The sequence below is a fragment of the Pectobacterium actinidiae genome (assembly GCF_000803315.1).
In the GTDB taxonomy this organism is placed as follows: Bacteria; Pseudomonadota; Gammaproteobacteria; order Enterobacterales; family Enterobacteriaceae; genus Pectobacterium; species Pectobacterium actinidiae.
The window spans coordinates 3,748,135-3,767,423 of record NZ_JRMH01000001.1 but is presented as its reverse complement, the minus strand read 5'-3'; the positions used below and the strand labels follow the sequence as shown (position 1 = coordinate 3,767,423).

The 19,289-nt window shown below is 53.8% G+C and carries 16 protein-coding genes and 1 CRISPR repeat array; of the genes, 10 read left to right on the top strand and 6 right to left on the bottom strand.

Going from position 1 to position 19,289, the window contains the following annotated elements; all coding sequences use genetic code 11:
• The 5 genes from bglB to KKH3_RS16215 are packed head-to-tail and all read left to right on the top strand — an operon-like array spanning window position 1 to window position 5,321.
• Window positions 1–1,107, top strand: a complete 1,107-nt coding sequence (bglB, locus tag KKH3_RS16235) for a beta-galactosidase BglB (protein ID WP_039361468.1) — start codon at window positions 1–3, stop codon at window positions 1,105–1,107.
• 2 nt (window positions 1,108–1,109) lie between these two features.
• Complete coding sequence (locus KKH3_RS16230; protein ID WP_039361466.1) at window positions 1,110–2,201, top strand: ABC transporter ATP-binding protein; 1,092 nt, start codon at window positions 1,110–1,112, stop codon at window positions 2,199–2,201.
• 23 nt (window positions 2,202–2,224) lie between these two features.
• Window positions 2,225–3,223, top strand: coding sequence for a carbohydrate ABC transporter permease (locus tag KKH3_RS16225; protein ID WP_039361464.1), 999 nt, complete (start codon window positions 2,225–2,227; stop codon window positions 3,221–3,223).
• Window positions 3,224–3,231: 8 nt separating this feature from the next.
• Window positions 3,232–4,284 (top strand): carbohydrate ABC transporter permease, encoded by a 1,053-nt coding sequence (locus tag KKH3_RS16220; protein ID WP_039361463.1) that lies wholly within the window; start codon window positions 3,232–3,234, stop codon window positions 4,282–4,284.
• Window positions 4,284–5,321 (top strand): LacI family DNA-binding transcriptional regulator, encoded by a 1,038-nt coding sequence (locus KKH3_RS16215; RefSeq protein ID WP_039361460.1) that lies wholly within the window; start codon window positions 4,284–4,286, stop codon window positions 5,319–5,321. Before KKH3_RS16220 ends, KKH3_RS16215 begins: the two co-directional genes overlap by 1 nt.
• Before the next feature lie 66 nt (window positions 5,322–5,387).
• On the opposite strand, the gene KKH3_RS16210 is transcribed toward KKH3_RS16215, so the two are convergent.
• Complete coding sequence (locus tag KKH3_RS16210; protein ID WP_039362538.1) at window positions 5,388–5,843, bottom strand: GNAT family N-acetyltransferase; 456 nt, start codon at window positions 5,841–5,843, stop codon at window positions 5,388–5,390.
• A gap of 357 nt (window positions 5,844–6,200) precedes the next feature.
• Here KKH3_RS16210 and KKH3_RS16205 point away from each other — a divergent pair, with 357 nt between their 5' ends.
• Window positions 6,201–7,466, top strand: a complete 1,266-nt coding sequence (locus tag KKH3_RS16205) for an MFS transporter (RefSeq protein WP_039361459.1) — start codon at window positions 6,201–6,203, stop codon at window positions 7,464–7,466.
• Between the two features lies 1 nt (window position 7,467).
• Window positions 7,468–8,901 (top strand): glycoside hydrolase family 32 protein, encoded by a 1,434-nt coding sequence (locus tag KKH3_RS16200; RefSeq protein WP_139338637.1) that lies wholly within the window; start codon window positions 7,468–7,470, stop codon window positions 8,899–8,901.
• A 124-nt stretch (window positions 8,902–9,025) separates the two neighbouring features.
• Here KKH3_RS16200 and KKH3_RS16195 read toward each other — a convergent pair whose 3' ends face one another.
• Together KKH3_RS16195 and KKH3_RS16190 are read right to left on the bottom strand one after the other, a co-directional pair.
• Window positions 9,026–10,021: a LacI family DNA-binding transcriptional regulator gene (locus KKH3_RS16195; RefSeq protein ID WP_039361458.1), complete on the bottom strand. Its 996-nt coding sequence runs from the start codon at window positions 10,019–10,021 to the stop codon at window positions 9,026–9,028.
• Between the two features lie 197 nt (window positions 10,022–10,218).
• Window positions 10,219–11,268 carry an NAD(P)-dependent alcohol dehydrogenase gene (locus KKH3_RS16190; RefSeq protein ID WP_039361456.1) on the bottom strand — a complete coding sequence of 350 codons (1,050 nt, stop codon included), beginning with the start codon at window positions 11,266–11,268 and terminating at the stop codon, window positions 10,219–10,221.
• 112 nt (window positions 11,269–11,380) lie between these two features.
• Here KKH3_RS16190 and KKH3_RS16185 point away from each other — a divergent pair, with 112 nt between their 5' ends.
• Entirely contained in the window at window positions 11,381–11,767 is a 387-nt protein-coding gene (locus tag KKH3_RS16185; RefSeq protein ID WP_039361455.1) for a winged helix-turn-helix transcriptional regulator, read from the top strand.
• A gap of 192 nt (window positions 11,768–11,959) precedes the next feature.
• Here the strand turns inward: KKH3_RS16185 and ssb1 are convergent, their stop codons facing one another.
• Window positions 11,960–12,502: a single-stranded DNA-binding protein SSB1 gene (gene ssb1, locus KKH3_RS16180; protein WP_039362532.1), complete on the bottom strand. Its 543-nt coding sequence runs from the start codon at window positions 12,500–12,502 to the stop codon at window positions 11,960–11,962.
• A gap of 242 nt (window positions 12,503–12,744) precedes the next feature.
• On the opposite strand from ssb1, the gene uvrA reads away from it, so the two are divergent.
• Both uvrA and KKH3_RS16170 read left to right on the top strand, forming a co-directional pair.
• Window positions 12,745–15,579, top strand: a complete 2,835-nt coding sequence (gene uvrA / locus KKH3_RS16175) for an excinuclease ABC subunit UvrA (RefSeq protein WP_039361453.1) — start codon at window positions 12,745–12,747, stop codon at window positions 15,577–15,579.
• 16 nt (window positions 15,580–15,595) lie between these two features.
• Window positions 15,596–16,015, top strand: a complete 420-nt coding sequence (locus KKH3_RS16170; RefSeq protein ID WP_039361451.1) for a secondary thiamine-phosphate synthase enzyme YjbQ — start codon at window positions 15,596–15,598, stop codon at window positions 16,013–16,015.
• 99 nt (window positions 16,016–16,114) lie between these two features.
• Window positions 16,115–17,583: a CRISPR direct-repeat array (repeat unit 28 nt; unit sequence TTTCTAAGCTGCCTATGCGGCAGTGAAC).
• Window positions 17,584–17,712: 129 nt separating this feature from the next.
• On the opposite strand, the gene cas6f is transcribed toward KKH3_RS16170, so the two are convergent.
• Together cas6f and csy3 are read right to left on the bottom strand one after the other, a co-directional pair.
• Window positions 17,713–18,267 (bottom strand): type I-F CRISPR-associated endoribonuclease Cas6/Csy4, encoded by a 555-nt coding sequence (gene cas6f / locus KKH3_RS16165; protein ID WP_039361449.1) that lies wholly within the window; start codon window positions 18,265–18,267, stop codon window positions 17,713–17,715.
• 9 nt (window positions 18,268–18,276) lie between these two features.
• Complete coding sequence (csy3, locus tag KKH3_RS16160; RefSeq protein WP_039361447.1) at window positions 18,277–19,287, bottom strand: type I-F CRISPR-associated protein Csy3; 1,011 nt, start codon at window positions 19,285–19,287, stop codon at window positions 18,277–18,279.
• Between the last annotated feature and the right edge of the window lie 2 nt (window positions 19,288–19,289).

Here is a 19,289-nt window from a genome sequence, read left to right as displayed (position 1 = left end):
ATGCAGACAGGTTCACTTAACCGACAACAAACCGCAGCGCTGCTGGCGCAGGTAGCGCGGGCATTTTGCCGCCTGAAGGCGATCGACAGCGTAACGCAGGATGACGTACCGGATGCCGGACTGACGATTCAATTTGAAGAGTGGGATTGGGAAGTCGGCGTCGGGCTGTACGGCTTCTGGAAACTGGCGCATCTGACGCAGGATGACACCATGCTGACGACGCTGGCGAACTGGTATCAGCAAAAGCTGGATGCCGGGTTACCGCCGCGTCAGATCAATTCGACAGCCCCAATGCTGGTGCTGGCCTTGCTGTGTCAGGACAAACCGGATGCGCGCGCGCAGTGGCGTGACACCGTGAGTGATTGGGCGGACTGGTTGCTGCACTCGCTGCCAAAAACCGAAGATGGCGGCTTCCAGCACACGGTGAAAGAACGGCCTAACACCGGGCAACTGTGGGATGACACGCTGTTTATGGCCGGTCTGTTTCTGGTGGTTGCGGGGAAATTGCTCTCTCGTCGCGATTTGATCGAAGAGGCGGAGTACCAGCTCGTTACGCACGCACGCTATCTGGCCGATGTGCGCAGTGGCCTGTGGTATCACGGCTGGACGTTCGTTGGCCGCCATCACTATGCCAATGCGTTCTGGGGGCGCGGCAACGCCTGGATCACGCTGGTGCTGCCGGAAATGCGGGTGCTGGCGGAAGATCAGCTTTCTGCGCCGGTACTGCGCACGCTGGAAGCGATTCTGGAACAGCAAACGACCACGCTGGCGCGCTGTCAGCATGATTCCGGCCTGTGGCATACGCTGCTGGATGACCCGGATTCACCGCTGGAAACCTCCGCCAGTGCCGGATTTATCGCCGGGATTCTGACGGCGCGGCGGCTGGGGATGCTGTGCGATTTCCCGCAGGACGTGTTGGAAAAAGGCTATGCCGCCGTGGTGGCGCAGATTGACGCGCAGGGTGTGGTGCAAGGTGTCTCGGACGGCACAGCGATGGGACACGACTTACAGTTCTATCGCGATATTCCCAATGTCGCCGTGCCTTACGGGCAGGCGCTGGTCATGCTGATGTTATTGGCACAGTTAGATTCTGTTTGCGAGGGCTGACAATGGCGAGTCTGGAACTAAAAAACGTCCACAAAAATTATGGTGCGGTGAGCATTATCAAAGGTGTGGACTTAACGATTCATGACGGTGAGTTCATGGTCTTTGTCGGCCCCTCGGGCTGTGGAAAATCCACGTTGCTGCGCATGATTGCCGGGCTGGAGGAGATCAGCAACGGCGAGCTGTGGATCGATAACCGCAAGGTGAACGATCTCACCCCAGCGGAACGCAAAATTGCGATGGTGTTCCAGTCTTACGCGCTCTATCCGCACCTCTCGGTGCGCAAGAACCTCGCGTTCGGGCTGGAAAACCTGCACTTTCCGAAAGACGAAATCATCCGTCGTATTGATGAGGCCGCCCGCATGCTGGGGCTGGAACCGTATCTGGATCGCCGACCGCGTGCGCTGTCGGGTGGGCAGCAGCAGCGCGTGGCGATTGGGCGCGCGATCGTGCGTGAACCCGACCTGTTCCTGTTTGATGAACCGCTCTCCAATCTGGATGCCAAGCTGCGTGTACAGACGCGCGGCGAGCTGTCCCGCCTACACCAGAAACTGCGTACCACCATGATTTACGTGACTCACGATCAGGTCGAAGCGATGACGATGGCGCAGCGCATTGTGGTACTGAACGCGGGTCGCATCGAGCAGGTTGGCACACCGCTGGAGCTGTTCAATCGGCCGAAAAACAAATTTGTCGCGGGCTTCATCGGCTCACCGCGCATGAATATGTTCCCGGCGCAGATTGTCACCACCTGCGCGGATGGCGTCGAGGTGCAATGCCCATCCGGTAACCGTCTGGTGCTGCCGTTTATCGGTACCGTCGGGCAAGCGGTGACGCTCGGCATTCGCCCTTCACATTGTGAACTGGTGGGGGAAGGCGAGGGGATCGCGCTGTGCGTCGATCGCTGCGAAATGATGGGGCATGAAACCTTTATCTACGGGCGAATGGGCGGTATTGACGATGAGATGATCGTCCATCTGGCGCAGCACCGCGAGTTCGCCGCAGGTGAATCGGTGTTCGTCCGCTTCCCGCCAACGTACTGCCATCTGTTCGATGGCAAAACGGATGACACATTGCCGCGTTGTACCGAGCACTAACTATCGCGACGGGAGAGGACGACATGAAAAAGATTGCCTTACTGCCCGCAGGATCGCTGATCGATAAGCTGGTGACGCCAGTGGAAAAAGCGGTGAATCTGCTACAAAAACTCGGTGGCCGCAAAGTGATGCCGTGGTTTTTTATCGCGCCGAATATGCTGCTGTTCGCCGTTTTTGTCTTTATTCCGATTCTGCTGGCGGTGTGCTATGCCTTTACCGGCGGCACCAATATTCTGCTGTGGGAACGCCCCTACGTCGGCGTAGATAACTTTTCCACGCTGCTGAGCTGTGGCAACTACGCCGAGCCATCCAGCTGTGAGCAGGATCTGTTCTGGACCGGCGTCTACAACACGGTGTCGTTCACCTTTTTCAACGTGCTCTGTACGCTGCTGGTGGCGCTTGTGACGGCACTGATCCTCAACCGCAAGATTATCGCCCGTGGCTTTTTCCGCGCCATGTTCTTCTATCCGGTACTGTTGTCGCCGGTGGTCGTTGGTCTGATCTGGCAGTGGTTCCTGAACCGCAACGGCCTGCTGAATCTGGTGCTGTCGTCGCTGGGCGGGCAGCCGATTACCTTCCTGCTCGATCCGACGTTTTCGCGCTTCTGGGTGGTGTTTGTCTCCGTCTGGTTTCACGTTGGATTTTATACCCTGATCCTGCTGGCTGGGTTGCAGGCCATTCCGCGTGATATTTACGAGGCGGCGGCGGTGGACGGCACCTCGCGCTGGCGGGGCTTTTATCGCCTGACGTTGCCGCTGCTGGCACCGAATATTCTGGTGGTGGTGATTCTGCTGACCATCAACAGCGTGCAGATCTTTGATGAAGCCTGGGTGCTGACCAACGGCGGCGGCCCCGGCACGGCCAACAGCTTTATCGTGCAGTACATCTACCAGACCGCCTTCTCGTCAAATGCCTCGCTTTACGGGCTGGCTTCGGCAGCGTCGGTGTTGATGGGCGTGGTGCTGATGATTCTGACGGCATTGCAGTTCCTGCTGACGCGTCGGCTGGAAGGGAAAAAATAACGGGAGCCATGATGAAAATAATCGCATTTCTCACCCGCACCCGTCATCCGGGACGCATCCATATTACGGATATCATGAGCTGGGTCTGGCTGGTGGTGGGGACGCTGCTGGTGATGATTCCGGTGATGTGGGCGGCGATGTCGTCGTTCAAAACGCCTGCGGAGATCAATCGCTTTCCACCGAGTTTTCTGCCGCAGGCGGCGGATACCATCACGCTGCCGGAGTACCCGAAGCCGCTGGAGCTGTGGCAGGTTAAGCAGGAAGACGGCGAAGCGAAAACGATGGCGCTGGTGCGTCGCATCGGGCTGATTGCGCAGTTGGTGAACCCGGATGCGCCGAGCGAGGTGGTGCGTGTGTCGACCAAAGATCTGGTGCCAATGAAGGCGTTGCATCTGGAGACGGAGAATTACACGACGCCGATAACGAAGTTTCACTTTGCCACCTACCTGAAGAACACCGTATTCGTGACGGTGATGGCGACGCTTTTAACCCTGTTGCTCAGTTCGATGGCGGCGTTTGCGCTGTCGAAATACGAGTTTCGTGGGCGCGCCACGGTGCTGACTTTGTTCCTTTCCACCATGATGATTCCGCTGTCGGTGGTGATGGTGCCGACGTTTCTGGTGGTGATTGGCCTGAACATGGGCGATAACCTATGGGGCGTGATTATTCCCACGGTGGCGACGCCGACCGGTGTGTTCCTGCTGCGACAATATATGCTGACGATCCCCGATGAGCTGATCGAGGCAGCGCGCATTGATGCCGCCAGCGAGTTCCGTATTTACTGGAAGATCATCCTACCGCTGACCGCACCCGCGCTGGCGGTGCTGGCGATCTTCTCGGTGATCTGGCGTTGGAACGACTTCCTCTGGCCGCTGATCGTCCTCTCCAGCCAGGATAATTTTACGCTGCAAATTGGCCTGAATGCGTTTCAGGGGCAGTTCTCGGTGCAGTGGCACTATATACTGGCGATGACGATGCTCTCGCTTCTGCCGGTGACGGCGGTGTTCGTCTTCCTGCAAAAATACATCACGACGGGGATTGCCAACACGGGGATGAAATAATGGCGACACTCAAGGATATTGCTGACCGCGCGGGAGTTTCCATCAGCACGGTTTCTCGTGCGCTGAATGGGACGGCGCCGATCAGCGCCAAGGTCAGGCAGCACATCATGGCGATTGCGACCGAGCAGGGCTATCCGCTGCACAAGGTGGCCAAGACGACTGTGGCGCAAACGGAACCGTTGCGCCACATCCTGCTGGCGACGCCGCGCAACCTGATGCTGGAAAGTGAGTACAATCTGGTGTCGCTAACGCTGATTAACGCCCTGAAAACGCTCTGTCTGCAACGTAACATCCAGCTACGTCCGTTTCTGGGGGAACACGACACCATTAACGAACAGCAACTGCTGCGTGAACTTCAGGGCGGAAAAGAGAGCGGTATTCTGATCGTGAATGACGATCACCCGACGCTGCTGAACGCCGTGGCAGAAAGCGGTATTCCGGCGGTGCTGATCAACGGGGAAGATCCCTCCATGCGCCTGAGCAGCGTCACGCCTGCCAACCACTATGCGGCGGCGGCGGGAGTGCGTTACCTGATCGAGCAAGGTCACACGCGGATTCTGCACTTGACCTGGACGTCACGCATGACGATCAAACAGCGCGAGCGTGGCTATCGTGATGCACTCGCGCAGGCGGGCATTGCGCTGGACGAGGATCTGATTCTGTCACTGCCGGATTTCCATCCTCGTACGGCACGCGATGCGCTACTGCGCTGGCTGACGGCTAACCCCGACAGATTGGGTGTTACTGCGATTTTCTGTGCGGCGGACAATCAGGCCATCGGCGTGATCGACGCGCTGTATCAGCACGGGCTACGCGTGCCGGAGGATATATCCGTGATGGGCATGGACGACATTCTGCCGTTCGACATGCTGCCGGTTTCACTCACCACAGTGCACCTGCCGTTTGAGACCATCGCCCGTGCCGCGCTACAGCTGCTAGCGCAGCAAATGACGCCCACTCAGGCGCTCGGCATTGCCCAGCGTACTGAACTGGCTGGGCAGGTGGTGGTCAGGGAATCGGTGCGGCGGGTGGGGTAGAGGGGCGTTATTTACAGGGAGGTTTCACTCTGCATAAGCACTATAGTTTCTGCATAAGTACTACAGTTAAAGCGGCATTCTGTATTCTATAACGCCGGGTTTTTCTGCTACCCAATCATAAAGCCGCTGGGCTGTTTTATTGGTTTCCTGCGTATGCCAATACAGACGATCGCCGTTTTCTCCTTGAGCCTTTTCTCTCACATATTCAATCAGTTTTTTGCCAATGTTTTTTCCGCGTGTGGTTGGATCAACGAAAAGATCTTCCAGATAACAATAACGGTTTATTCCCCGTGTAGAGTCGTGAAAAACAAAGTGTACGAAACCGACAATGCGTAAACCGTCTCTTGCTACCGCGCAATATACTGGTATGTCAGGGTTAAAAAAGCGATTCCAGGTGGTTGCAGTGACCTCATCGGAAAGCTGCACCTTATAGAATTCCTGATAACTCTTCCAATAGGGTAGCCATTGGTCATAATCTTCCGGCTCTACGGGACTAATCATCATTTCTCGATCTAAACTCATCGTTTTTACTCTCATATTGTCGTGGGTATTTTGTTGTTGCGGATTCGCGCTGAAAACCAGCTTGCTTCTCATCGCAATAACATAGCAGCGGAATTACCGGATATGCCCCTCCATTTATTGATGGCAGGGCAGACCAATTCCTCCACTCTCCCGGGCTGCTGGCTGATACGAATAAAGAGGCTGCGTTTTGTTCCGTTTCCCGCACATTGACGTGAGTAAAAATTGCCAGTTAGTTCACAAAACATTTAAGTTAACGTTAACATTTGTGATTATCATCTCAAATCGCGATAAGAATTATTTAAATGATAAATTGTTAACGTTAACAATATCGCTGAACTTCTTGCGGAATAAACCAACATGAATAAATACGCGCATACACCGGCACACTCTGCCAGACAAAATTACTTAAAATTAAGTGGGTTGCTATTTGCCTTCTTTTGGACATGGTCTTCAGCCTTTTCGCTTATCTCGCTTTGGCTTAATCAGAAGGTTGGCCTGCGGGGAGCCGATACGGGGATCATTTTCTCAATCATCAGCCTTACCGCCTTTTTCGCTCAGCCTATTTATGGCTTTATTCAGGATAAGCTAGGGTTGCGCAAAAACCTGCTGTGGGTCATTGGCGGACTGCTGTTACTGAGTGGCCCTTGGTTTATTTTTGTTGGAACACCGCTTTTACGTTGGAATATGTTTCTGGGGGCGTTCAGCGTTGGCGTCTATGTCGGCGCCACATTTTTCGCTGGGATTGGGGTACTGGAATCTTATACCGAACGTGTCAGTCGCATTACAGGGTTTGAGTATGGGAAAGCCCGTATGTGGGGATCGCTGGGCTGGGCGGGGGCGACGTTCTTCGCTGGTATGTTATTTAACATCGATCCTAACCTGAATTTTTGGATGGCCTGTGTATCAGCCAGCGTGTTCTTACTGCTGCTATGGAGCCTGAATGATATTAAGCCGCATGCGATGGGAGAACTGGAATATGGTAAGAGCAATGCGTTGACGATAGCGGATGCCATCGGGCTGCTGCGCTTGCCGCGTTTCTGGTCTCTGGTGGTGTTTGTCTGCGGGGTGAGCGTCTATAACGTTTACGACCAACAATTCCCCGTCTATTTTGCTTCGCTGTTTAGCGACCCCGCTCGCGGCAACGAAATGTTCGGATTCCTCAATTCGTTTCAGGTCTTTTTGGAAGCCGGGGGCATGTTTTTAGCGCCTTTTCTGGTTAACCGTATCGGTGCCAAACGTGGCCTGTTGTTAAGCGGCCTCATCATGACGTTGAGGATATTCGGTTCGGGGCTGGCGGAAGATACGCTCACGATCTCGCTGTTAAAATTACTCCATGCCGTTGAGCTGCCGATCCTGCTCATCGCCATGTTCAAATACATTACCTCACAGTTCGACAAACGCCTTTCGGCCACGCTCTATCTGGTTGGATTTCAGTTTGTTACTTCATTTTGCGCTGCGATTCTTTCCCCGATTGTGGGATATGGCTATGACGCATTGGGCTTTGCTGACACCTATATGATACTGGCGGTTGCCGTCTTCATTCTGACACTGGTGTCTGGCGTATTGCTTCGCGCGGAGAATGATGAATCCGCTTCTCAAAATATGAATACAGCACCACGGTGAAATGATGAAATCACGTTTATTAAAGGCAGAATCTGCACGGGACACGTTATTGGCGCAGTGCGGTAATACGTTTTATCCACATTACCATTTAGCTCCGCCAGCGGGGTGGATGAACGACCCCAATGGATTGATCTATTTCAATGGCCTCTACCACGCTTTCTATCAACATCATCCCATGAGTGAAGATTGGGGACCGATGCATTGGGGGCACGCGACAAGCCCGGATATGGTGCATTGGCAGCACGAACCTATCGCATTGGCACCTGGAGATGAATATGACCTGGATGGTTGCTTCTCTGGTAGCGCGGTAGATGATGGGGACGTGCTATCGCTGATTTACACCGGGCATGTCTGGTTATCAGGAGAAGGAGACGATAGTGCGATCCGTGAAGTGCAATGTTTGGCGATCAGCCATGATGGCATCCATTTTGAAAAACGGGGCGTTATTCTGACGCCGCCAGCAGGCATTATGCATTTTCGCGATCCGAAAGTCTGGCATGAGGACGGTTGCTGGTGGATGGTTGTGGGCGCGCGTGACAAGAATGATACGGGGCAAGTGTTACTGTATCGCGGCGTGTCGTTGTCGGAATGGCGTTTTGAACGGGTACTGGCCCATGCCGACGCACAAGAAGGGTATATGTGGGAGTGCCCGGACTTTTTTCCATTAGGTGAACACCGCTACCTCATGTTTTCTCCTCAGGGAATGAAAGCAGAAGGCTATGCCTATCGCAATCGCTTTCAAAGTGGCGTCTTGCGAGGACACTGGCAGCCTGAAACCGTGTTTAAACGGATGGGGGCCTTCGAAGAACTGGATCATGGGCACGATTTTTATGCGCCACAGTCGTTTTTAACGGCGGACGGCAGACGTGTCATTTTAGGGTGGATGGACATGTGGGAGTCGCCGATGCCGTCCAAACAGGAAGGGTGGGCCGGATCGTTTACCTTGCCGCGTGAACTCATTGAATGTCACGGAAAGCTATATCAGCGGCCGGTTCGTGAACTGGACAGTTTGCGTCAGCAGCAGCAACATATTGAGCCAGCGACAGTAACGGATGCCTACCTCATTGCGCCCTGTGCAGACGCGGTTGAACTGGAAATCTGTTGGGACACGGCACGTAGTCAGGCAGAGCACTATGGCGTCAGGTTAGGGGAGGGGCTGCAACTGTATGTGGATAATCAGGCTAAGCGGCTGGTGTTATGGCGTCGCTATCTACATGAAGGAATAGATGGCTATCGGAGCATTGCGTTACCGCAGTGTGAACAGGTAAAAATTCGGGTGTTTATCGATTGTTCTTCGGTGGAAGTATTCGTGAACGATGGAGAAGCCTGTATGACGAGCCGGATTTATCCGCAGCCGGAGCAGCGTGCATTGACGCTTTATTCCAGTCAAGGGGAAGCGGTTATGCTTGGTGGCTCGCTTTGGCATCTGGAATAGCCTTCTACTTCTATTGCAACCGATCGTCTATTAAGAGGGGCAGTGCGGTTATGCGCGAAGACTCGGTGATTGGGCTAACCATGCGTCTTCGCCAAACGTCAAAGCGAGTCTTACGATAGCCATATTATGTGGATGAACGGATCAAGAGAGGGCAAGGGAGCTGCTGACAACCCATGTTCTCACGATTTTCAATAATGTGAAGCGTTGCCTGACGACCAATCTCATCGTGAGGCAACTGAATGGTCGAAAGAGGTGGGAGGAACAAATTTCCCATGCCCACCTGATTATCAAACCCCAATACCGCGACCTGTTCAGGAATTGCGATCCCGCGTGCGAGTAAGACCTGATAAGCAATAAAGGCGATCCGGTCATTACCGCAGATGAGGACATCAAAATCAGGATGATTATCGGGTAATTTGGTCGCCAATAAATCAGCCAAATCGGTGTAGTGCTCGTCCCCCAGCATCATATGGTGTTGGGAAGCGTCTGATAAGGCACGCCCCGCGCGTTGCCAGGCATGTTCAAATCCTTCACGCCGATCGCGGCTTGCCGCTTCTGTGTCAGGGAGCCAAAAGCAGAGCGGTTTTTGGTAACCACGATCAATAAGATAGCGTGTTGCCTGATACTGGGCGTCAAAATTGTTGGGGATGTAGGCGGGAAGCGATGTATCGTCTGACTGACAGTTCGCTAAAATAACATTTTCCCCTTTAAGCACATCTGGCAATGTGACATGGCGTAGCCCCATGGTGGTATAGATAATGCCGTCTGGCCGCTGTGCTAAAAGCTGCCGTACCGCCCGCTCGCTGTCTTGTTCTGAAAAGATATTAATAAGAAAGCTATTCCAGCCTTTTTCCCGAGCGGTTTGTTCTATTGCCAATAAAATTTCGACGGAGAAAGGTGTCGTCGCGGTATCTCGCGCCAGAATCGCAATCGTCGATGCGCTGTTGCGCTGGGTGCGTATTTTTCGTGCGGAATGATCGGGAATATAGTTAAGCGCTTGTACCGCCTGCATAACGCGTTTTCTGGTTTCGGGGCGAACGGTATCGGGATGGTTGATGACGCGTGAAACCGTCATCATTGATACCCCCGCTAACTGCGCAACATCCTTAAGGGAAACCATACTTTTTCCATTATGCGAAGATGATGACTAATTTACCATACATGGGCGATAAAGTGGGGCTCCAATTGTCAGGGATAACCACAGAAAGAGCCAGATCTCCAGCAATGTGGCGAGTTGATCATCGACGACCCAATCTATTTCGAATAAGGCTGGTGAAGGCGTTTGATTCACCAGCCGCCCGCGGACAGTTGCCTCGGTTACCAGCGAGTAGACTGCATATCGATCACAAAGCGGTACTTAACCTCACCGTTGAGCATTCGGGCAAAGGCATTCTCGATATCCTCGCCACAGATCATTTCAATATCGGCGGTGATATTGTGCTCACCGCAGAAATCCAGCATCTCCTGCGTTTCCTGAATGCTGCCAATCGATGAACCACTGATACTTAAACGTCGGAAGACCATGGGCGTAATATTCGGCGCGTCGTGTGGTTGGTCTGGAATGCCTACCAGTACCAGACGACCATTGGTTTTTAGCGTTGCCAGATAAGGATCCAAATTGTGCGGTGCCGCCACGCAGTCAATAATCATATCCAGCGAGGTCTGGCACGCGGCCATTTGCGCGGCATCGCTCGATACCACCACGTGTTTTGCCCCCAAACGACGGGCATCCTCTCCCTTCTGTGGCGACGTAGTAAACAGTGTCACATCCGCCCCCATCGCACTGGCCAGCTTCACGGCCATATGCCCTAATCCGCCCAACCCTACTACACCAATACGATCGCCTGCTTTGACGTTGAAATGGCGTAGCGGCGACCACACCGTCACGCCCGCACACAGCAGCGGTGCGACGCCCGCAAGTGGCAGGCTTGGCGGTACAGAAACCACGAAATGTTGATCGACAATCACGCTCTGCGCATAGCCGCCCCAAGTACTGTCGCCAGTATATTTATCCAAGCCGTTGTAGGTCGCCGTAAATCCCGCTTCACAGTATTGCTCTTCGTGTTGCTGACAGAAATGACACTCACGGCAAGAGTCGACCATCACACCCACACCGACAATATCACCCAATTTAAAGTGGGTGACCTCGTCTCCAGCTTCTACGACACGCCCGACTATTTCGTGCCCAGGCACCAGTGGATATCGGCTGACCGCCCATTCGTTACGTGCCATGTGTAGGTCGGAGTGGCACACGCCGCAGTAGAGGATCTCTATTTTGACATCTTGTTTTTGCAGCGGGCGTAGCGAGACCTGACCAGACGTTAACGGTTTTGTCGCGTCATATGCGACGAATGCATTGATTTTCATCGTTCCTCAGAAATGAACTGGTTTTAGTTAACCCAAGGCGGCAGACTATAGTTAACACGGTTCAATATTGATAGTAGTCACCATTTGGTGACCATAAACAGAGAGGGAATGCATGCCAGCCTGGATTGACGGTAAACTCTTTTTTTATGCGGATTCACCGCCGCGCCGCCTGATGGATCTTTTTTCTGTTAAATGGAGCACGATGGTGCTGCACGCGCTTTATCACTGGCCAGATGAACGCGCACGGACTGGCGAATTACAGCGTAGCTTGCAGGGGATTTCCAAGAAAATGCTGTTTCAGACGCTGAAAGAGCTGGAGCAGCGCGGGCTGATTGCTCGACATGTGTATGACGTGATCCCCCCCAAGGTTGATTATCGCCTGACACCACTTGGCAGAACCTTTGCTGAACCTATTGAGCTGATGTACCAGTGGGGGCTGGAAAATCAGTCCGCACTGGATGAAATGGAAGCCTATTATCGAACCATGACCGACCAGTAACGGTTTCATAAGAACAGTGTTGAGAGACGTATTGATGCAGGTTGAACTTCAAGGGAGCGGGGTTCGCGACAAGGATGTCGGCATGTCATCAAGCCATGCCGTTCAAAAATCGATATCCATACCGCAGAGCATGAAAAACCCCGCCGGAGCAGGGTTTATAATTTTTAGTTAAGAATGCTAAAAAGAGCACACTTAAAACGGAATGTCGTCGTCGAAATCCATTGGCGGTTCGTTGCTCTGTGCAGGCGCGCTGTTCTGAGCTGGGCGCGGCTGAGATTGCGCGCCGCCGCTGAACTGGTTGCCGCCCTGAGGCTGTTGAGGTTGACCCCAGCCACCTTGTTGCTGACCGCCACCTGCGTTACCGCCTGCTGGTGCGCCGCCACCCTGGCGTCCACCTAACATCTGCATCGTGCCGCCGACGTTAACAACCACTTCGGTGGTGTAACGCTCTACGCCAGACTGATCGGCCCATTTACGGGTTTGCAGTGCGCCTTCGATGTAAACCTGAGAGCCTTTGCGCAGGTATTCGCCCGCGACTTCTGCCAGTTTGCCGAACAGCACCACGCGGTGCCATTCGGTCTTCTCTTTCTGCTCACCGGTTTGCTTGTCACGCCAGCTTTCCGACGTAGCCAGCGTGATGTTGGCAACTGCACCACCATTCGGCATATAGCGGACTTCCGGGTCTTGACCCAGATTCCCGACAAGAATCACTTTATTAACGCCTCTGCTGGCCATGCTCGTCTCCTGATGAATCAATTTATGTAAGTCTAAACGATCAATTTTATCATGATACACATTTGTATCATACCTGCGAAATGGCTTCAGAAATGAAAGTAAGATTTGCAGCGTTTGCAAAGTAAACGGGTTTAATACTGGATATCCATTCAGTTTTTTTTGTGCCATAATTGCTCGTTTCGTACCGGTTCTCTCCGTTCGAGAGGCGATGACAAACCGTTTTTATTCCGGGAAGTGTGTGAATGGATAAGATCGAAGTTCGTGGTGCTCGTACCCATAATCTCAAGAATATCAATCTGATAATCCCTCGTGACAAGTTGATCGTCATCACCGGTCTGTCTGGTTCGGGTAAGTCATCGCTGGCGTTTGACACGCTGTATGCCGAAGGGCAGCGGCGCTATGTGGAATCACTCTCCGCCTACGCCCGTCAGTTTTTGTCGCTGATGGAAAAACCGGATGTCGATCATATAGAAGGGCTATCGCCCGCCATCTCTATCGAACAGAAATCCACCTCGCACAACCCGCGTTCTACGGTCGGGACGATTACCGAAATTCATGACTACCTGCGTTTGCTGTTTGCACGCGTGGGTGAACCGCGTTGCCCAGAGCACGATGTGCCGCTGGATGCGCAAACGGTCAGCCAAATGGTGGACAACGTGCTGGCACAGCCGGAAGGCAAACGCCTGATGCTGCTGGCACCGATTGTGAAAGATCGCAAAGGCGAACACAGTAAGACGCTGGAAAACCTGGCTTCACAGGGCTATATCCGCGCCCGTATTGACGGCGAAGTCTGCGATCTGTCCGATCCACCGAAGCTGGAATTACAGAAAAAGCACACCATTGAAGTCGTCGTTGATCGGTTTAAAGTGCGCGAGGATTTGGCGCAGCGGCTGGCAGAGTCGTTTGAAACCGCGCTGGATCTGTCTGGTGGTAGCGTGGTGGTGGCGGATATGGACGATCCGACGCAGCCTGAACTGCTGTTCTCCGCGAACTTTGCCTGTCCGGTGTGTGGCTACAGTATGCACGAACTGGAACCGCGTATGTTCTCGTTCAATAACCCGGCGGGCGCCTGCCCAAGCTGTGATGGTCTGGGCGTGCAGCAGTTCTTCGATCCGTCCCGTGTGGTGCAAAATGCCGAGCTGTCGCTGGCTGGCGGCGCAATTCGAGGCTGGGATCGCCGCAACTTCTACTATTTTCAGATGCTGCGCTCACTGGCGGAGCACTACAAATTTGACGTCGATGCGCCGTTTGACAGCCTGAGCGCAGCGGTTCAGAAAGTGATCCTGTACGGCTCCGGTAAAGAGAACGTCGAATTCAAATACATCAACGACCGCGGCGACACCTCGGTACGTCGCCATCCGTTTGAAGGCGTACTGCACAACATGGAGCGCCGCTATAAAGAAACGGAATCCACGGCGGTGCGCGAAGAGCTGGCGAAATTCATCAGTAACCGTTCCTGCGCCAGCTGCGGCGGAACGCGCCTGCGCGAAGAAGCGCGTAACGTATTCGTTCAACAGACGACGCTGCCGCAGATTTCCGATATGAGCATCGGCCATGCGATGACGTTCTTCCAGAATATGAAGCTCAGCGGGCAACGCGCCCAAATCGCCGAGAAAGTGCTGAAAGAGATTGGCGATCGACTGAAGTTTTTGGTGAATGTCGGGCTGAACTATTTGTCGCTCTCCCGTTCGGCGGAAACGCTGTCCGGCGGCGAAGCGCAGCGTATTCGTCTGGCGAGCCAGATCGGTGCTGGGCTGGTCGGCGTGATGTACGTACTAGATGAGCCGTCCATCGGCCTACATCAGCGCGATAACGAGCGCCTGCTGGAAACCCTGATTCACCTGCGTAATCTGGGCAATACCGTCATTGTGGTGGAACACGATGAAGATGCGATTCGCGCCGCTGACCATGTGATTGATATCGGTCCTGGTGCGGGCGTGCACGGCGGGCAGATTGTCGCAGAAGGAACAATGGAAGAGATCATGGCGGTGCCGGATTCTCTGACGGGGCAGTTCCTCAGCGGCAAACGCAAGATTGAAATTCCGAAGCAGCGTGTGCCAGCGGATCCGACCAAAGTGCTCAAGCTAATTGGCGCGAAGGGCAATAACCTGAAAGACGTCACGCTGACGCTGCCGGTTGGGCTGTTTACCTGCATCACTGGGGTATCGGGATCGGGTAAATCGACCCTTATCAACGATACCTTGTTCCCACTGGCGCAGCGCCAACTGAACGGTGCAACGCTGGCAGAGCCTGCCGCGCACCGCGAGATTCAGGGACTGGAACATTTCGATAAGGTGATCGATATCGATCAAAGCCCGATCGGTCGTACGCCGCGCTCCAACCCCGCAACCTATACCGGCATTTTCACGCCGATTCGTGAACTGTTTGCTGGCGTGCCGGAAGCCCGTACCCGTGGCTACAATCCTGGCCGTTTCAGCTTTAACGTGCGCGGTGGGCGCTGCGAAGCCTGTCAGGGCGACGGCGTGATTAAGGTCGAAATGCACTTCCTGCCGGATGTCTATGTGCCGTGTGACCAGTGCAAAGGCAAGCGCTATAACCGCGAAACGTTGGAGATTCAATACAAAGGCAAAGGCATCCATGAAGTGCTGGATATGACCATCGAAGAGGCGCGAGAGTTCTTTGATGCCATTCCGGCGCTGGCGCGGAAACTGCAAACGCTGATTGACGTCGGCCTGTCCTACATTCGCCTTGGGCAGTCTGCCACCACGCTATCCGGCGGGGAGGCGCAGCGTGTGAAACTATCACGCGAGCTGTCGAAACGTGGCACCGGGCAGACGCTGTATATTCTCGACGAACCGACAACCGGCCTGCACTTTGCCGATATTCAGCAGCTTCTTACCGTTCTGCATCAGTTGCGCGATCAGGGCAATACCATCGTGGTGATTGAACACAATCTGGATGTGATTAAAACGGCGGACTGGATTGTCGACTTAGGGCCGGAAGGCGGCAGCGGCGGCGGAGAAATTCTGGTTTCCGGCACGCCGGAAAAGGTGGCTGAGTGCGAACAGTCCCATACCGCGCGCTTCCTGCGACCTATTCTGGCGCGTGAAGCCTGATAAAGGGAAGCCGACGATGTGGACGCAGTATGAAATCCGCCTGAAGCCAAAAGCCAGAGGCTTTCATCTGGTGACCGATGAAATATTGGTGCAGGTTACTGCACTGCGCCAGATAAACGTCGGGTTGATGCAGGTGTTCATCAAACATACCTCGGCGGCGCTAACGATTAATGAGAATGCTGACCCTACGGTACGGCAGGATTTCGAGAGCTTCTTTAATCGCTTAGTGCCGGAGGATGAACCGTATTACCGTCATACTTATGAGGGGAGTGACGACATGCCGGCACACCTGAAAGGCAGCCTGCTGGGAAACAGCCTGACGATCCCCATCACCAACGGACGCCTGAACATCGGCACCTGGCAGGGCATCTACCTGTGCGAGCATCGCAACCACGGCGGCAGTCGCTCGCTGGTTGTCACGCTCAACGGGGAATAACGCCACGAAATGCGTCGCGTCAGCGACGCATTCTGATAAGCATCTAGCTGCCTGTGCGGCAGTTAACCCCCATACCACAGCCAACGCATTATCAGTCATTTTCTAAGCTACCTATACGGCAGTGACCCCACAAAAAGCAGCGTTGAATCAAGGCGCGTGTTTCTAAGCTGCCTATGCGGCAGTGAACGCCTTGCCGTTCCACTCTGCGGCCTCGGCCACTTTCTAAGCTGCCTATGCGGCAGTGAACAGCCCTGCGTGATGAGCCTCCCCACGTTTTAGTTTCTAAGCTGCCTATGCGGCAGTGAACGCATCGCAAGTTAAGCGAACTGGTGGCGCTGTTTTCTAAGCTGCCTATGCGGCAGTGAACGTTGGCCAGCTCGACCAGGAACGGCACGGTACTTTCTAAGCTGCCTATGCGGTAGTGAACGTTACGTTGCCCGATGCGTCTGTGTCGTCTGTTTTCTAAGCTGCCTATGCGGCAGTGAACCTGGAGTATTCGTTGTAATTCCGCATGTCAGTTTTCTAAGCTGCCTATGCGGCAGTGAACACCTGGTGTTCGAAGATAACACCATCACCTGTTTTCTAAGCTGCCTATGCGGCAGTGAACAGTTGCCGTTGTTCCGCCTGCTGCTACTTGTTTTTCTAAGCTGCCTATGCGGCAGTGAACTACGGTCTGGCTAACGCCAAGACTGATGATGATTTCTAAGCTGCCTATGCGGCAGTGAACGAAATCAACCGCCGTGGTCGTAACGGCATCTTTTTCTAAGCTGCCTATGCGGCAGTGAACGACAATCTGGAACAAGACTATTTCCTCGTTCTTTTCTAAGCTGCCTATGCGGCAGTGAACGCAATGGATCATGACGCCATCCTGCTGCATGATTTCTAAGCTGCCTATGCGGCAGTGAACTGGCCGTAAGCTACTGGAAGAATCGCGACAAGTTTCTAAGCTGCCTATGCGGCAGTGAACGTGGCGTCAGGTCAGCGTTTGGCGCAACTAATCTTTCTAAGCTGCCTATGCGGCAGTGAACTGATGTCGGTGGATAGACGCGTGCTTTACGCTTTTCTAAGCTGCCTATGCGGCAGTGAACTATCGTGTTTCGCTATCTCACGGATAGATGTTTTTCTAAGCTGCCTATGCGGCAGTGAACTTTCGGCCTACGGGCATCAATACTGCTATAACTTTCTAAGCTGCCTATGCGGCAGTGAACAGCATCAGTTTCCAGCCCAAGAGAAACCAGCATTTCTAAGCTGCCTATGCGGCAGTGAACGCCGTGTTCTTTAACCCCAAAACGGGCGAGCTTTTCTAAGCTGCCTATGCGGCAGTGAACGCCGGTTTGCTCATCAAAAAGTTAAACGGCAATTTCTAAGCTGCCTATGCGGCAGTGAACGGCGTGCTGTTCAGGCTGCGATCGGCAATTTTTTTCTAAGCTGCCTATGCGGCAGTGAACAGCATCGCCAATCGTATTGAGATTTTGACGACTTTCTAAGCTGCCTATGCGGCAGTGAACGCCATCTTCGGCGTTCGATAGTTGCTTCATCTTTTCTAAGCTGCCTATGCGGCAGTGAACCGTTAAGGTTTTACGCTAACCACCAGATTGTTAAAGAGAATATGACTTTTTTGGCGAAAAACCCTTTTTTATTAGGGCGACCAACAGCAATTAAAAATCAATAGCTTGCAGTTGGCCGCTAAAAAAGGGTTAGAACCACGGAACGGTGGCTTCTGCGCTTAAACCGTAGGAAGAGAAGCGGCCAGCGACAGGGGTATCCTGTAGCGGGCCATGTTCCACAAACACGAAAAACATTTGCCCGTTGGACAAGCTTTTGATTTGCACAAACGGCAGTGCGCTGCGTTTTTCCACCGCATCGGGAATTCGTGCTGCGGCTTCCGCTTCCGTCAACCAGCCTTTGCTGACTGAGCGTCGGCGTAACCGTTCGGCGCTACTCTTGAGCTGAACGCGGCGTACGGTGCGAAATTTCACGCCGTCAGGGATGGCTTTACACTCAGAAACCTGCGTGTAATCCCGCAATCCTTTCAGCCAGGCCGTTTGCTCCAGCGTAGAGAGCGCCTCTTTTGTACCGTGCAGCCGCAGACATTCCCCCAGCGTTTTACCCACTTGGGGAAAGCTGATCCCAATCTTGCCATCCGCTACCTGTCCGAGCGCCCGGTGCAGTTTGGCAAACAGCGCGTTCAAGAGCTGCGAGGCAGTGAACTCTGGATCGGGCTGGACGCGAATATCAATGTAGTGATCCATACCGCCACCTTATTCGCCTTTTTCACCAAACACACCGCCGCGAATCAGCGTGGCGATCACATAGTGCTGCTGCTCCAGTGCAGGAACATCGCCTTTAATCACCCAGTTATCCAGCAGCGTGTAAAAATCCATTTTATCTTTGGGCTGGCGGTAGGCTTTACCCCGGCTGGTCACGGAACCGTAAGGCTCGACGGCAATCGGGCCAGCTTCATCGGCGGCGGGAAACCAGTCATCAACGGTGCGTAGCGCGTTACCGATTTTCTGCGAGTGAATGGCGGCGACGTCATTCACCTGATAGAGAATCTTGCTCTTGCCGTTACGCGCTTTTTCATCGAGCACCAGTTCCTGAGAAGGGAAGACTTCCTGCCCGTTGCCGAGCTGTACGTAGGCTTCCACGGTGAAAAGTGCCGAGGTGTCACCCGCCAGCCCTTGCTCAATCGCCTGTGCCAGTGCGGCAAGGTCACCCGTTGGCTGGCTGAATTGGCGCAGCGAATAGTCTTCACCGTTAAATTCCCAACGCAGCTCGCCCGTGGTAACCACCACGCGAATGGCTTCCGCCCCGACGCGGTTGCGCCACAGAAAACGACCGTTAGCGATGTTCTCCGCATAGCGTGCCGCCAGTGTGCCAAAACCTTGATCCTGAGCGTAGCCGGTAATGATGTTACCCAGCGCGGTTTGATAATTCTGATCGTTACAGACCGAGGGCTGCGCCAGATTACCGAGTACCCGCAGGGTAAACACGACTTTCAGGGTATCGGCTCCGAAGGGAAGGGCGGCAACGTCTACGGTTTGCAGGTTGGCTTTCTGGATTTCTGCATCCAGTTTGGCTGGGTCGCTGGTGAGGGCATTTTTCAGGCGGTTGGAGATCGTCCCGCGCACCGATTTCTCCTGAATGGCAATCGGTGTCCAGTTATCCTGCTGCGCCCAGTTGCCTGCGTACATTACCGCATCCGAATTCGCCAGCTTGCGTTCAAAAGCCAGTACCGATGCAGTTTTTAAACTTGTTGGTGCTTTTGCCATGA